We start from the raw sequence: 13,892 nt of genomic DNA on the forward strand, positions 1-13,892 counted from the left end.
AGCCTGCAGTTGCCAATCCAGACGTGAAGGGGTGCCTGAGCACCTCGTCCGGATTCACCTGCTGCCTCCGCCTACTGATCGTCGAAATATCGCTCGTGCCAGGCAATCAGTGGTTGCGGGGCGTTGAGCTTCTGTCCGTAGATCACGGAATAAGACAGCACGTTTTGCACGTACTGACGGGTTTCGTCGAACGGGATGTTCTCGATCCAGACGTCATACGCCAGGTGGTTGGTGCCGCGCAGCCACTGGCGTACACGGCCGGGGCCGGCGTTGTAGGCGGCAGAGGCAAGCACGCGGTTGCCGTTGAATTGACCATAGACCTGGCTCAGGTAGGCGGCGCCGAGTTGGATGTTCATCTCGGGCAGCAGCACATTGTTCGGATTGCTCAAGGGTATGCCGAATTTGCGAGCGGTCTCCTTGGCGGTCGCCGGCATCAACTGCATCAGGCCCATGGCGCCTACCTGGGACTTGGCGTCGGCCATGAAGCCGCTTTCCTGGCGGGTAATGGCAAATACCCAGCTGGAATGCAGGCCACGTTTCTTCGACTCAATGGTCAGCGGTGTGCGGTGGGCCATGGGGAAGCGCACCTCCAGATCGTCCCAGTACTGCGCCTGGCTGATGGTGCGAATCGCTGGGAAGTACCACTCCATGTCGTAGGCCAGGCGCGCTTGGGCAACCAGCTCATCGCGGCTGAACAGGCGACTGACGTGATACCACTCGCGGCGGCCATCGACGATCTGGCCACGTTCGTGGAACTCCATCGCGCGGCGAATACCCGCGGCGTTGCGCACTTTTTGTATGGTCTTGGCTGAAAGCAGCAACGGCTTGTTGCTGAGCTGGTAGGGCGCTTTGACCTGGTCGGCGGCCATGAAGCCATAGAAATCGCGCTCCTTGGCCAGGCTTTGGTAGAGCGCTTTCGGCTCCGGGCTGTTTGGCTGGGCCAGTTGCAGGCTGCGCGCCCGCCAGTAACGCCAGCGGTTGGTCTGCCCCAGTTCCTCGGGCATTTTCCGGGTCAACTGGTGTGCCTCATCCCAGCGGCCGAGGCGCAGCAGTAAGCGCGCGCGCCATTCGCTGACGGTATTGTCATGCAGTTGCGGGTCATACTGCGCCATGACCTTGAGCGCGCGCGGGTCGAAGCGTTTTGCCAGGGTCAGGCCAATTTCACGAGCGATGGCGACTTGTTCGTCGCTGGAAAACTTCATGCGCCGGGCATAGCCTTCCAGCAATGTCAGGGCTTGTTCCGGGTCTTGCCGGGCCAGGCGGCGCAGGCCGAGGCCGACCACATCGGCCATAGCTGCATCGTTGGGGCTGAAGCGAGCGGTTTGGCTGAGGATTTTTGGTTTCTGCGCCACTTCAAGCAGTAGGCTGCCGTGGTTGCCCAGGGTTGGCAGCCCCTTGATCAGGTAAGTAGCCAAGCCGTAGTTACGGCTTTCGGCAGCCAACTTGGCGCGTTTCCAGCGTTTTTCTTCGGTGAGTTGGCCCTTGGCGGCCCATTGATCGAACAGGCTGTCGCAGGCATTGGGTTGCGACTTGCCGACCAGCCAGAGTTTTTCGGCAGTGGCAAAACCCTCTGCAAGCATGCCGTGGCCCAGCTGGTATTGGCCGTACAAGCAATCCAGTTCGGTGAAGTTCAGCGCGGGATCATAGTGGTTGATGAAGGTTTTCCACTCGCCGCGCTCGGCCAGCCAGCGCAGCCAACGCAATTTCATCCAGCTGGCCTGTGGCAGGTCGCCATGTTCGGCCAGGAATTTCTCGATCTCGTCGTTGCTCGCCCATTTGAGTCGTGCGGTCAGCTCGTCATAAGCCAGGTAAGGCTCCAGCGGATAATTACGCAGGGCCTGGGCATAGCGTTGATAAGGGGCTTTGTCGCCTTTGGCCAAGGCGGCTTTGGCCTCGTCATAGAACTGTCGCTGCTGGGCCAGGCTGGCGGCCTGAGCCATTGCGGTTGTCGCGGCGGTGATGATTAAACAGGAAAACAGGCGAAACAGGCGACCGCGCATGACACATCCGGGTAAGCAAATAAGAGGAGCGCCGGTCACACCGACGTCTGATTCAGCTAGCTTAGCCTTTTGCCGGGGGCGGGCGAAAGGCGCGCTGCCGACTGGTGTCGCAATGAAAATTGCCCGCAACCTCGATGCGCTTCTCGGTTAGAATACGCGCCCAGTTTTTGTCGGCAGCCTGATGGCGCCGACAAATAAGTTTTTGCGCTGATAAACATTCACAGCGTCGGGCTGCAACGCGAAGATCACCATTCGTTTATTGCACTTTCGACGCTGTTACCTGCTTGTTTGCCAGTCGCTGTATCGTCGAGGCGTACCATGACCCTGCTTAAGTTCACCGATGTTTCCCTGGCCTACGGCGCCATGCCGCTGCTGGACAAGGTGTCTTGGCAAATTGCCCGCGGCGAGCGGGCGTGCATCATCGGCCGCAATGGCACCGGTAAATCCAGCATGTTGAAGCTGGTCAAGGGTGACCAGAAGCCCGACGACGGCTCGGTCTGGCGCGCGCCCGGTCTGAAGATAGGCGAATTGCCGCAGGAGTTGCCAGTCGCCGACGGACGGACAGTCTTCGATGTGGTGGCCCAGGGCCTGGACGGTGTTGGGGAACTGCTTGCGCAATATCACCACCTGAGCCAGAACATCGTCACCGATGCCGATCTGGACAAGCTGATGCATGTCCAGCATGACCTCGAAGCCCGTGACGGATGGCGACTGCAGCAACTGGTCGATAGCACCTTGAGTCGTTTGCAGTTACCGGCCGACAAGACCCTGGCCGAGCTCTCCGGTGGCTGGCGTCGGCGGGTGCTGTTGGCCCAGGCGCTGGTCTCCGAGCCGGACCTGCTGTTGCTTGACGAGCCAACCAACCATTTGGACATCGGTGCCATCGCCTGGCTGGAAGAGGCGTTGATGGGCTTCAACGGCGCCGTGTTGTTCATTACCCATGACCGGGCCTTCCTGCAGAACCTGGCCACGCGCATCCTCGAACTGGATCGCGGTGGCTTGATCGACTGGGACGGCGACTACGCCAGTTTCCTGGTGCACAAAGAGGCCACTCTGGCTGCCGAAGAAACGGCCAACGCGCTCTTCGACAAGCGCCTGGCCCAGGAAGAGGTGTGGATTCGTCAGGGCATCAAGGCGCGTCGCACCCGTAACGAAGGGCGCGTACGGGCTTTGAAGGCCTTGCGCGTTGAGCGCAGCGAGCGTCGTGAGCGTACCGGCAAGGCCAATATCCAGCTCGATACTGCCGATAAATCCGGCAAGCAGGTAATGGTGCTGGAGAACGTGAGTTTTGCTCATCCAGGTGGCCCGTTCCTGATCAACGATTTCTCCATGGTGCTACAGCGTGAGGACCGTATCGGCCTGCTCGGCGCCAACGGTACCGGTAAAACCACGTTGCTGAAGTTGATGCTCGGCGGCTTGCAGCCGAGCAGTGGCAGTGTCAAGGAGGGCACGCGCATCGACGTGGCTTACTTCGACCAACTGCGTCATCAGCTTGACCTGGAAAAAACCGTGATCGATAACGTCGCCGAAGGCCGTGACTTCATCGATATCGATGGGCAAAGCCGGCACGTGCTGAGCTACCTGGGCGACTTCCTGTTCAGTCCGCAGCGTGCTCGCACGCCAGTCAAGGCGTTGTCGGGCGGCGAGCGTGCACGCCTGTTACTGGCCAAGCTGTTCAGTAAGCCAGCCAACCTGCTGGTACTCGACGAGCCGACCAATGACCTCGACGTGGAAACCCTCGAGTTGCTTGAAGAGGTGTTGTTGACGTTCAAGGGCACAGTACTGATGGTCAGCCACGACCGGGCATTCCTCGACAATGTGGTGACCAGCACCCTGGTCTTCGAAGGCGAAGGCAAGGTTCGCGAGTACGTTGGTGGTTATCAGGACTGGCTGCGTCAGGGCGGTTCGCCGCGCTTGCTCGGGGTTGGCGAAACCAAGGGCGGCAAGGCCGAATTGGCGTCAGCAGTAGTCGAGGCATCGCCTGCCCCTGCACCCGAGGCGGCTCCGGTTGCCAAGAAGAAGCTCAGTTACAAGGTGCAGCGTGAGCTGGAGTTGCTTCCCGGGCAGATCGATGCGCTGGAAGTGCAGATAGCTGCATTGGAGGCGCAGATCAGTGCCCCGGCTTTTTACCAGCAATCTGCGGAAAAAAGTGCCGAGGTGTTGGCTCGTTTGCAAAGCCAGCAGCATGAACTGGATAAACTGCTGGAGCGTTGGGCCGAGCTGGAAGGCTGAGCCCGACTGCCGCAGTAGCTGATTATTCCCAAGCTAAACCTCAGAACGTCTGGCGGAGACACGCATGGCCATCGAGTACAGGATTACTCTCGACGATAACCACGAATTCAGTTACAGGATCGAATTGGACCGTGTGTATGACGCCACTCAGGCGCAGGCCGCACCCAGCTGGACGCGACTGGACTCCCAGCAGTGCAGCAATTGTCCGCTGAGCAGGAACGACTTCAGTCACTGTCCGGCAGCGGTCGATCTGCATCGGGTGATCGAGGATTTTCAAGGTCTGCCGGCCTTCAAGAAAGCCATGGTCTGGGTGCGCACGCCGGAGCGTGAGTACACCAAGCAGGTGGGTCTGGAAGAGGGGTTGCGTGCGCTGCTCGGAGTGATTATGGCGACCAGCGCTTGCCCGGTGCTGGGTAAGCTCAAGCCGATGGCACAGAATCACTTGCCGTTTGCCAATAATCAGGAGTTCATCCTGCGCGCGGTTTCGCTGTACCTGGCGCGGCAGTACTTCAATTTCCGTGAAGGGCGTCTTGCAGACTGGGAACTCAAAGGGTTGGTGCGCATGTTCCAGCAGTTGCAGTTGGTCAATCAGGCGTTCTGGCAGCGGATTCACGACACCTGTGACGGCGACTCGAACCTCAAGGCCTTTCTGACCTTCTTTTCCATGTCCTCGAGCATGACCTACTCACTGGAAACCCAGTTGCAGAAAATCCGTCCGTTGGTCATGAGTGCGGGCGACCATTTCGAATGATCCAGGGCGAATGAGGCATGTCGCCTCATTCGCCCAGTGCGCGCTACTCGGGTTTCTTCAGGCGTACAGCCAGCACGTCGCAGGGCGCGCCGTGCAGCACGTCATTGGCAGTGGAGCCGAGCAGTAAAGCCAGGCCATGGCGGCCATGGCTGCCGACTATGATCAGGTCGCAGCCTTGCTCCTCGGCCAGGCGGTGTATTTCCTGGCGGGGCTGGCCGTAGGCCAGATGACGTTGATCTGCGCCCAGATCGGGATATTTACCGGCAAAACTGTCCAGGCGTTCGCGGGCCTGCTCGAATTGCTGCTGTTGCAGCATCGACAAATCCATGGGCACATCACCGCCAAACGCCATGGCCATGGGTTCGACAATATGGACCACGGATAATTTTGCGTGCGTGCTCGAGGCCAGCTTCTGTGCGCGCTTCATGACTGGGTCGCATTCTTCGGTTAGGTCGACAGCGACCAGAATATGCTGGTAAGGCATGGGTGGTTCCTTCTAAGGGTGACCGATGGTGATAAGTATGGCCGCATTGAGCGCTTGTAACAGGGTTATACCAGCGAGATAAATTTATGCCCACTTGGATCATATTGTTGCTTCTGGCTTTTGTGCTTAGCCCACTGGCCATGCTGATGCCGTCGCGGCGACAGCGTGGGCGGATGGATGTGCGTTTGCAAGCACGACGCCTGGGGTTGGCGATGCAGTTGTCGCGCGAGCAATGGCCGCACTGGTTGGCCGTTGAGCCGCCAGGCCAGTGTCCGCAATACCACCGGGCGCGGCTTCGTGGGCATGAGGATTGCTGGTGCTACTGGCAGGCCGAGCCCGGTCAGTGGCTGAATCGATGGCGCGAGCCTTGTGTGGATGCGCCGTTGGCCGAACAATTGGCCAGCCTTCCGGTCGATGTGTACAAGGTCGAGGCAACCGCACAGATGATTGCGCTGTCTTGGGGGGAGCGGGAGGCGCCTGGCGCGCTGCAGAAGATTGCCAGTTTCTTGCTGGCGCGTGCTTGAGCGTCACTCACCGAGCCGTCTGGTTGTCAGGCAGTGAGCAAAGAAAACCCGATGCAGGCATCGGGCTATAAATGTGGCCAGGCAGGCCGGAAAGTCGAATGGGGCATGCGCCGAGTGCGCCCTGGCCCTGAACTGCATGTCCGCGTATTGGGTAGAGCCTCTTCAAAGCCTTCTCCCGATGCTGTCGGAATAAGTGCTGGTCGGCGCTGATTTCTTTGTAAGTGCGCAGCGATTTATCAATATAGCGTCATCTGCTGCTGACGCGTCTCTGTTTCTCGATCTAGCCATCTGGCGACTGGCGCGGGGCCACTGATTGTCGGTTGCCTGCAGCAGGCCAGTTAACCCCTGGGTTTGCAGTGCCCGGGTTGCCGTTGCAGTTGCTATTCACGCTGAGAGCGCAATGCTTTCTGTCTTTGTCCGGTCTGTTTGGGTGAGCGCCTCCAATGCTGACTGGCTTTGCGCGGTGGCCTGTTGCCTGATCTGCTGAGCCATTTTTCCAGGGTCTCGAGCCAGTCCAGAGTCTGCTCGGGCCGACACCCGGCGTAATGCTGTGTGCGGTGCCCCGCTCTGCGGGATAACCCGTCCAAGGCCGCTCCGCATTTGTTGTGCCGAGACGCCAGGCGTCTCGGGCGGCATGGCCATGCGTGTAGCGCGTTCATCGTCTTCCATGTCGTTGCAGGTTTTTTCGTGCGGCTCGGCATCGCTGATGCTGTCTCGGCCGGCTGCTGCAGGACTCGGTGGCGCGGGTGTGGAGGCTTGCATTGGGTGGATGAAGACGAGCAGGGCGATAAGTAACGTGATCGGCAGGCTGGAGCTGAATAGGGGGCAGGATGCCCCGGCGGGCTTCGATTTATGCGTGTTAGTGCATGCGCTCTGATCGTCCGTATTGCGGCGAGTGTTTCGGCTACGGAGCTAGTTTGGCGGGGATGTATCGGATCATGAATGTCGCTTGATAATCTAAAGTTACCTGATTTTAGGCGCCAATCACTAGCTTATAGCTGCAATGTGTTCCGGTTTGTCGAGGATGGTTCTCATTCTGGCTGTCGCGGATGGCTGCAGCCGCAAGCGACCAATTGACAATTTGCAGCTTTTCCTTGAAGGTGGGCGCACCCGAATCAAACGGGCGTATGAATTGAGTGTTTGCTTAAAAATGCAGCACCAATTCAGTCCGACTATCGCATCGGCGGGTGTGCCAGGCTCATAGGGTTACTCTGAAACGGCTGAGCCGTGGGGTAGCAAGCTGGTTGGCTCCGATGTGTACTGTTTAGCTTCCATACCGTGGAGATCAGTTGATGATTTACGAAGGTAAAGCCATCACGGTTAAGGCTCTTGAGAGCGGCATCGTCGAATTGAAATTCGACCTCAAGGGTGAATCCGTCAACAAGTTCAACCGTCAAACCCTCAACGAATTGCGTCAGTCGGTTGATGCAATCAAGGCTGATGGTTCGATCAAAGGCGTGATTGTCACCAGTGGCAAAGACGTATTTATCGTCGGCGCCGACATCACCGAGTTCGTCGACAACTTCAAGTTGCCGGATGCAGATCTGGTGGCTGGCAACCTCGAAGCCAACAAGATCTTCAGTGATTTTGAAGACCTCAGCGTGCCGACTGTGGTCGCAATCAATGGCATCGCCTTGGGCGGTGGTTTTGAAATGTGCCTGGCCGCAGATTACCGGGTCATGGTCGACAGCGCCAAAGTGGGCCTGCCGGAAGTCAAGCTGGGCCTGTACCCGGGTTTCGGCGGCACTGTGCGTCTGCCGCGCTTGATCGGTACCGACAATGCGGTCGAGTGGATTGCCTCGGGCAAAGAGAACCGTGCAGACGATGCCCTGAAAGTGGGGGCGGTCGATGCCGTAGTAGTCGCCGACAAGCTGCAGGCCGCTGCGCTGGACCTGGTCAAGCGCGCTATCTCCGGCGAACTGGACTACAAGGCCAAGCGTCAGCCGAAGCTCGATAAGCTCAAGCTGAATGCCATCGAACAGATGATGTGCTTCGAAACTGCCAAGGGCTTCGTCGCAGGCCAGGCCGGTCCGAACTATCCGGCCCCGGTCGAAGCAATCAAGACCATTCAGAAAGCCGCAAATTTCGGCCGTGACAAGGCGCTGGAGGTCGAAGCGGCTGGTTTCGTCAAGCTGGCCAAGACCTCGGTCGCCGAGAGTCTGATCGGACTGTTTCTGAATGATCAGGAACTGAAGAAGAAAGCCAAGCAATACGACGAAATCGCCAAAGACGTCAAACTGGCCGCCGTTCTTGGTGCCGGCATCATGGGTGGTGGTATCGCCTACCAGTCGGCGGTCAAGGGCACGCCTATCCTGATGAAGGATATCCGTGAAGACGGTATCCAGATGGGTCTGAACGAAGCCTCCAAGTTACTCGGCAATCGCGTGGCCAAGGGTCGCCTGACCCCAGCGAAGATGGCCGAAGCCCTCAACGCCATCCGTCCGACCCTGTCCTACGGCGATTTCGCTAACGTCGACATCGTCGTCGAAGCCGTGGTCGAGAATCCCAAGGTCAAGCAAGCGGTCCTGGCCGAAGTGGAAGGCGTGGTTAAGGAGGGTGCGATTCTCGCCTCCAACACCTCGACCATTTCCATCAGCCTGCTGGCCAAGGCCCTCAAGCGTCCGGAAAACTTCGTCGGCATGCACTTCTTCAATCCGGTGCACATGATGCCGCTGGTTGAGGTCATCCGTGGCGAGAAGTCCAGCGAGGTGGCTGTTGCCACTACCGTGGCTTACGCCAAGAAGATGGGCAAGACCCCGGTTGTGGTCAACGATTGCCCGGGCTTCCTGGTCAACCGTGTGCTGTTCCCGTACTTCGGTGGCTTCTCCAAGCTGCTCGAGCTCGGTGTCGATTTCGTGCGCATCGACAAGGTGATGGAGAAGTTCGGCTGGCCCATGGGCCCGGCCTATCTCTCCGATGTGGTCGGTATCGATACCGGTCACCACGGTCGTGACGTGATGGCCGAAGGCTTCCCGGATCGCATGGCAGTCGAAGGGCGTACCGCGGTCGACGTGATGTATGAAGCGGACCGCCTGGGCCAGAAGAACGGCAAAGGATTCTACTCGTACGAAATGGACAAGCGCGGCAAGCCGAAGAAGGTCATCGACCCTGTGGCTTACGAGTTGCTCAAGTCCATCGTCACCGAGCAGCGTGAAGTGTCCGATGAAGACATCGTCAACTTCATGATGATCCCGCTGTGCCTGGAAACTGTTCGTTGCCTGGAAGACGGTATCGTCGAGACTGCTGCCGAGGCCGATATGGGTCTGGTCTACGGCATTGGCTTCCCGCCGTTCCGTGGTGGCGCATTGCGTTACATCGACAGTGTCGGTGTCGCCGAATTCGTGACCCTGGCCGACAAGTACGCCGATCTGGGCGCGCTGTACACCCCGACCGCCAAGCTTCGCGAAATGGCCGCCAACGGCCAGAAGTTTTTCGGTTAATCGCGGACAGACTAGAGCGAGAGTGAATTTATGAGCCTGAATCCTAGAGATGCAGTGATCGTCGACTTTGGTCGTACCCCGATGGGGCGTTCCAAGGGCGGTATGCATCGCAACACCCGTGCTGAAACCCTGTCGGCCAACCTGATCAGCGGCTTGCTGACACGCAACACCAAGGTCGATCCGGCCGAAGTGGAAGACGTGATCTGGGGCTGCGTCAACCAGACCCTGGAGCAGGGCTGGAACATCGCGCGCATGGCCTCGCTGATGACCCAGATCCCGCACACCAGCGCTGCGCAGACGGTCAGCCGTCTGTGTGGTTCCTCCATGAGCGCCCTGCACACGGCCGTGCAGGCGATCCAGACCGGCAACGGCGACGTGTTCGTCATCGGTGGTGTCGAGCACATGGGCCACGTCGGCATGATGCATGGCGTCGATCCGAACCCGCACCTGTCGCTGTATGCCGCCAAGGCGTCGGGCATGATGGGGCTGACCGCGGAAATGCTTGGCAAGATGCACGGCATCAGTCGTCAGCAGCAGGACGCTTTCGGTGAGCGTTCGCACCGCCTGGCGCAAAAGGCCACCGTCGAAGGCAAGTTCAAGGATGAAATCATCCCGATGCAAGGCTACGACGAGAACGGCTTCCTGAAAGTCTTCGACTACGACGAAACCATTCGTCCGGAGACCACCCTGGAAAGCCTGGCTGCCCTGAAGCCGGCGTTCAATCCGAAAGGCGGCACCGTGACTGCGGGTACTTCCTCGCAAATCACCGACGGCGCTTCCTGCATGATCGTCATGTCTGCCCAGCGCGCTCAGGACCTCGGCATTCAGCCGATGGCCGTGATACGTGCCATGGCGGTCGCGGGTGTCGATCCGGCGATCATGGGTTACGGTCCGGTGCCGGCTACCCAGAAGGCCCTCAAGCGGGCTGGTCTGACCATCAATGACATCGACTTCTTCGAACTCAACGAAGCCTTCGCGGCCCAGGCGCTGCCTGTGCTGAAGGATTTGAAAGTGCTCGACAAGATGGAAGAGAAGGTCAACCTGCACGGTGGTGCGATTGCGCTTGGTCACCCATTCGGTTGTTCCGGTGCGCGTATCTCCGGTACCCTGTTGAACGTGATGAAGCAGAACGGTGGCACTTTTGGTGTGTCGACCATGTGCATCGGCCTGGGTCAGGGCATCACGACCGTCTTCGAACGCCTTTAAGCGCACGTGGACGTAAAACCGGGGCCTAGTGCCCCGGTTTTTGTTTGTCGGCGGAAAAAAATACAAGGAATTTAGCGATGCAAATACAGCCCGGCCTTTATCGCCACTACAAGGGACCCGAGTACCGCGTATTTGGCTTAGCCCGGCATTCCGAGACCGAGCAGCAACTAGTGGTCTATCAGGCGCTATACGGCGATTACGGCTTGTGGGTGCGCCCGCTGGAGATGTTTTGCGAAAGCGTCGAAGTGGACGGCGAACGGGTTCCACGTTTTGCTCTGATTGAGGCCGAATCAAGCCTTTTCGGCCGGCCCTGAATGCAGGTCGCGTTATTGCTACGCTTGACCTTGGCCTGAACGCCACTATATATAGCGGTGCCGCGCTGGCCGGCTAGTGAAAAACCATGTGCGGGATCGTGCCGCGTTAAATGCGCCGCAGAATGCTTCTTTACAGCATGTAAACTCAGCTTCTTCGGTTGAATTCACCTCGCCAGTCTTGGCGCGCACTATTTTTAACAGTCTGTATGGCGCCTCTCGCCTTTCATTTATCGAATTTCAGGAAACTTCCAATCCATGGGCAAATCGCTGGTCATCGTGGAATCCCCGGCCAAGGCCAAGACCATCAACAAGTATCTGGGCGACCAGTACGTGGTGAAGTCGAGCATCGGCCACATCCGTGACCTGCCTACCAGCGGCTCGGCAAGTGCTGCCAAGGAACCCGTCAAACGGGGCAAGGCGGCGGCTGGTGAAGTGCCGGCGTTGACGCCCAAGGAAAAGGCCAAGCGCCAGTTGGTGGCGCGCATGGGGGTCGATCCCGAACATGGCTGGAAGGCCAAGTACGAAATCCTCCCGGGCAAGGAAAAGGTTGTCGAAGAACTGCGCCGGTTGGCCAAGGATGCCGACACCATCTATCTCGCAACCGACTTGGATCGCGAGGGGGAAGCTATTGCCTGGCACCTGCGCGAGTCCATCGGTGGCGACGAAAGCCGCTACAAGCGCGTGGTATTCAACGAGATCACCAAAAAGGCCATCCAAGAGGCCTTTTCCAAACCGGGCGAGTTGGACATCAATCGGGTCAATGCCCAGCAAGCGCGGCGCTTCCTCGACCGTGTAGTGGGCTACATGGTCTCACCATTGCTGTGGGCCAAGATTGCACGTGGTCTTTCGGCGGGCCGGGTGCAGTCGGTGGCAGTAAAGTTGGTGGTCGAGCGCGAGAAAGAGATCCGCGCCTTCGTTCCTGAAGAATATTGGGAAGTGCACGCCGATCTCGGCACGGCCAAGGGTGGCAATGTGCGCTTCGAGGTGGCCCGCGAAAACGGTGCTGCCTTCAAACCGTTGAACGAAGCCCAAGCGATGGCTGCCCTGGCCACGCTCGAGGCGTCCAGTTACAGCATTACCAAGCGTGAAGACAAACCGACCAGCAGCAAACCTTCGGCACCGTTTATCACGTCTACCTTGCAGCAGGCGGCGAGCAACCGCCTGGGCTTCGGGGTGAAGAAGACCATGATGATGGCCCAGCGTCTCTATGAGGCCGGTTACATCACCTATATGCGTACCGATTCGACCAACCTGTCGGCTGATGCCGTGAGCATGGTGCGTGACTTCATCGAAGGCGAGTTTGGCAAGAAATACCTGCCGGCCAACCCGATTGCCTACAGCAGCAAGGAAGGGGCCCAGGAGGCGCACGAGGCGATTCGTCCGTCTGATGTCAACCTCAAGCCAACCCAGCTAGTCAAAATGGAGCGAGACGCCGAGCGCCTTTATGAGCTGATCTGGCGCCAGTTCGTGGCGTGCCAGATGCCGCCTGCCGAGTACCTGTCGACCACCGTGACCGTCACTGCCGCGCAGTTTGAGTTGCGCGCCAAGGGCCGCATTCTCAAGTTCGACGGTTACACCCGGGTATTGCCGCAAATGAGCAAGCCGGGCGACGACGGTGTCTTGCCGGACATGGCCCCGGGCGATGCGATCAAACTGGTAAAACTCGACCCGAGTCAGCATTTCACCAAGCCGCCGGCACGTTATTCGGAAGCCAGCCTGGTCAAGGAGATGGAGAAGCGCGGTATTGGTCGTCCGTCGACCTATGCGGCGATCATCTCGACCATTCAGGATCGCGGTTATGTGGCCCTGCACAATCGGCGCTTCTATTCGGAAAAGATGGGCGACATCGTTACCGGACGCCTGAGCGAAAGTTTCTCCAACCTGATGGACTATGGCTTTACTGCCGGGATGGAAGAGAACCTGGACGATGTGGCCCAGGGTGAGCGCGAGTGGAAGCATGTGCTCGATGAGTTCTACGGCGACTTCAGGAAGAAACTCGAAGTGGCCGAGGCCAGCGACAGCGGTATGCGCGCCAATCTACCGACGCCGACCGATATCCCCTGCCGCGAGTGCGGTCGGCCGATGATGATTCGGACCGCCTCGACCGGGGTCTTCCTCGGGTGCTCCGGCTATGCCCTGCCGCCAAAAGAGCGCTGCAAGTCGACCATCAATCTGGTGCCTGGCGATGAAATCGCCGCGGACGATGAGGGTGAGTCGGAATCGCTGGTGCTGCTCGGCAAACATCGCTGCCAGAAGTGCGGCACTGCCATGGATGCCTACCTGCTCGACGAGACGCGCAAGCTGCATATCTGCGGCAACAACCCGGATTGCACGGGCTACGAAATCGAGCAGGGTCAATACCGGATCAAAGGTTACGAAGGCCCAAGCCTGGAGTGCGACAAGTGTGGCAACCAGATGCAGCTGAAGACCGGGCGTTTCGGCAAGTTTTTCGGTTGCACCAACGCGGAATGCAAAAACACCCGCAAGCTGCTGAAAAGCGGTGAGGCCGCTCCGCCGAAGATGGATCCGGTGAAGATGCCGGAGCTCAAGTGCGAGAAGGTCAATGACACCTATATCTTGCGCGACGGCGCGGCGGGCTTGTTCCTGGCGGCCAGTCAGTTCCCGAAAAATCGCGAGACCCGTGCGCCCCTGGTGCTGGAATTGATTCCGCACAAGGACGAGATCGACCCGAAATATCACTTCCTCTGTGATGCGCCGAAGAAAGACCCTGAGGGTCGCGCAGCGGTTATTCGCTTCAGTCGCAAGACCAAAGAGCAGTACGTGCAGACTGAAGTCGATGGCAAGCCTACCGGCTGGCGTGCCTTCTATGATGGCGGCAAGTGGAAGGTCGAAGAGAAGTCTTGATCGGGACAAAGCGCGCGTCTGCAGACAGCAGGCGCGCGTATAGTGGCCTGATCGGTCTGTCGTGGAGGGCGCCTTG

9 protein-coding genes are annotated in these 13,892 nt (G+C 58.9%); 7 read left to right on the top strand and 2 right to left on the bottom strand.

The genetic code is table 11. The features are described from left to right. Positions 1 to 71: 71 nt before the first annotated feature. A complete protein-coding gene (locus PH586_RS15380; RefSeq protein ID WP_271348645.1) occupies positions 72 to 2,000 on the bottom strand; it encodes a transglycosylase SLT domain-containing protein in 1,929 nt (642 codons plus the stop codon). Positions 2,001 to 2,318: 318 nt separating this feature from the next. On the opposite strand from PH586_RS15380, the gene PH586_RS15385 reads away from it, so the two are divergent. Together PH586_RS15385 and PH586_RS15390 are read left to right on the top strand one after the other, a co-directional pair. Beyond that, positions 2,319 to 4,232 (top strand): ATP-binding cassette domain-containing protein, encoded by a 1,914-nt coding sequence (locus tag PH586_RS15385; RefSeq protein WP_271348646.1) that lies wholly within the window; start codon positions 2,319 to 2,321, stop codon positions 4,230 to 4,232. A gap of 64 nt (positions 4,233 to 4,296) precedes the next feature. Further along, positions 4,297 to 4,983 carry a DUF6901 family protein gene (locus tag PH586_RS15390; protein WP_271348647.1) on the top strand — a complete coding sequence of 229 codons (687 nt, stop codon included), beginning with the start codon at positions 4,297 to 4,299 and terminating at the stop codon, positions 4,981 to 4,983. A 43-nt stretch (positions 4,984 to 5,026) separates the two neighbouring features. Here PH586_RS15390 and PH586_RS15395 read toward each other — a convergent pair whose 3' ends face one another. Then, complete coding sequence (locus PH586_RS15395; RefSeq protein WP_238043867.1) at positions 5,027 to 5,467, bottom strand: universal stress protein; 441 nt, start codon at positions 5,465 to 5,467, stop codon at positions 5,027 to 5,029. A gap of 86 nt (positions 5,468 to 5,553) precedes the next feature. On the opposite strand from PH586_RS15395, the gene PH586_RS15400 reads away from it, so the two are divergent. The 5 genes from PH586_RS15400 to topA all read left to right on the top strand — a co-directional run bounded on the left by PH586_RS15400 (position 5,554) and on the right by topA (position 13,816). After that, positions 5,554 to 5,991: a hypothetical protein gene (locus tag PH586_RS15400; RefSeq protein ID WP_271348648.1), complete on the top strand. Its 438-nt coding sequence runs from the start codon at positions 5,554 to 5,556 to the stop codon at positions 5,989 to 5,991. Positions 5,992 to 7,283: 1,292 nt separating this feature from the next. Further along, positions 7,284 to 9,431 carry a fatty acid oxidation complex subunit alpha FadB gene (gene fadB, locus PH586_RS15405; RefSeq protein ID WP_271348649.1) on the top strand — a complete coding sequence of 716 codons (2,148 nt, stop codon included), beginning with the start codon at positions 7,284 to 7,286 and terminating at the stop codon, positions 9,429 to 9,431. Positions 9,432 to 9,461: 30 nt separating this feature from the next. Then, positions 9,462 to 10,637, top strand: coding sequence for an acetyl-CoA C-acyltransferase FadA (fadA, locus tag PH586_RS15410; RefSeq protein ID WP_271348650.1), 1,176 nt, complete (start codon positions 9,462 to 9,464; stop codon positions 10,635 to 10,637). Between the two features lie 77 nt (positions 10,638 to 10,714). Then, the gene (locus PH586_RS15415) at positions 10,715 to 10,951 is read left to right on the top strand and encodes a DUF1653 domain-containing protein (RefSeq protein ID WP_271348651.1); all 237 of its coding nucleotides are present in this window, start codon (positions 10,715 to 10,717) and stop codon (positions 10,949 to 10,951) included. 255 nt (positions 10,952 to 11,206) lie between these two features. After that, positions 11,207 to 13,816 carry a type I DNA topoisomerase gene (gene topA / locus PH586_RS15420; RefSeq protein ID WP_271348652.1) on the top strand — a complete coding sequence of 870 codons (2,610 nt, stop codon included), beginning with the start codon at positions 11,207 to 11,209 and terminating at the stop codon, positions 13,814 to 13,816. The last annotated feature ends 76 nt before the right edge of the window (positions 13,817 to 13,892 follow it).

Origin of the sequence: Pseudomonas aestuarii (assembly GCF_027988105.1) — a bacterium.
In the GTDB taxonomy this organism is placed as follows: domain Bacteria; phylum Pseudomonadota; class Gammaproteobacteria; order Pseudomonadales; family Pseudomonadaceae; genus Aquipseudomonas; species Aquipseudomonas aestuarii.

Excerpts from the sequence above, each read along its gene's own strand:
- PH586_RS15380 (WP_271348645.1), bottom strand. The coding sequence starts at position 2,000 with ATGCGCGGTCGCCTGTTTCGCCTGTTTTCCTGTTTAATCATCACCGCC.
- PH586_RS15385 (WP_271348646.1), top strand. The coding sequence starts at position 2,319 with ATGACCCTGCTTAAGTTCACCGATGTTTCCCTGGCCTACGGCGCCATG.
- PH586_RS15390 (WP_271348647.1), top strand. The coding sequence starts at position 4,297 with ATGGCCATCGAGTACAGGATTACTCTCGACGATAACCACGAATTCAGT.
- PH586_RS15395 (WP_238043867.1), bottom strand. The coding sequence starts at position 5,467 with ATGCCTTACCAGCATATTCTGGTCGCTGTCGACCTAACCGAAGAATGC.
- PH586_RS15400 (WP_271348648.1), top strand. The coding sequence starts at position 5,554 with ATGCCCACTTGGATCATATTGTTGCTTCTGGCTTTTGTGCTTAGCCCA.
- fadB (WP_271348649.1), top strand. The coding sequence starts at position 7,284 with ATGATTTACGAAGGTAAAGCCATCACGGTTAAGGCTCTTGAGAGCGGC.
- fadA (WP_271348650.1), top strand. The coding sequence starts at position 9,462 with ATGAGCCTGAATCCTAGAGATGCAGTGATCGTCGACTTTGGTCGTACC.
- PH586_RS15415 (WP_271348651.1), top strand. The coding sequence starts at position 10,715 with ATGCAAATACAGCCCGGCCTTTATCGCCACTACAAGGGACCCGAGTAC.
- topA (WP_271348652.1), top strand. The coding sequence starts at position 11,207 with ATGGGCAAATCGCTGGTCATCGTGGAATCCCCGGCCAAGGCCAAGACC.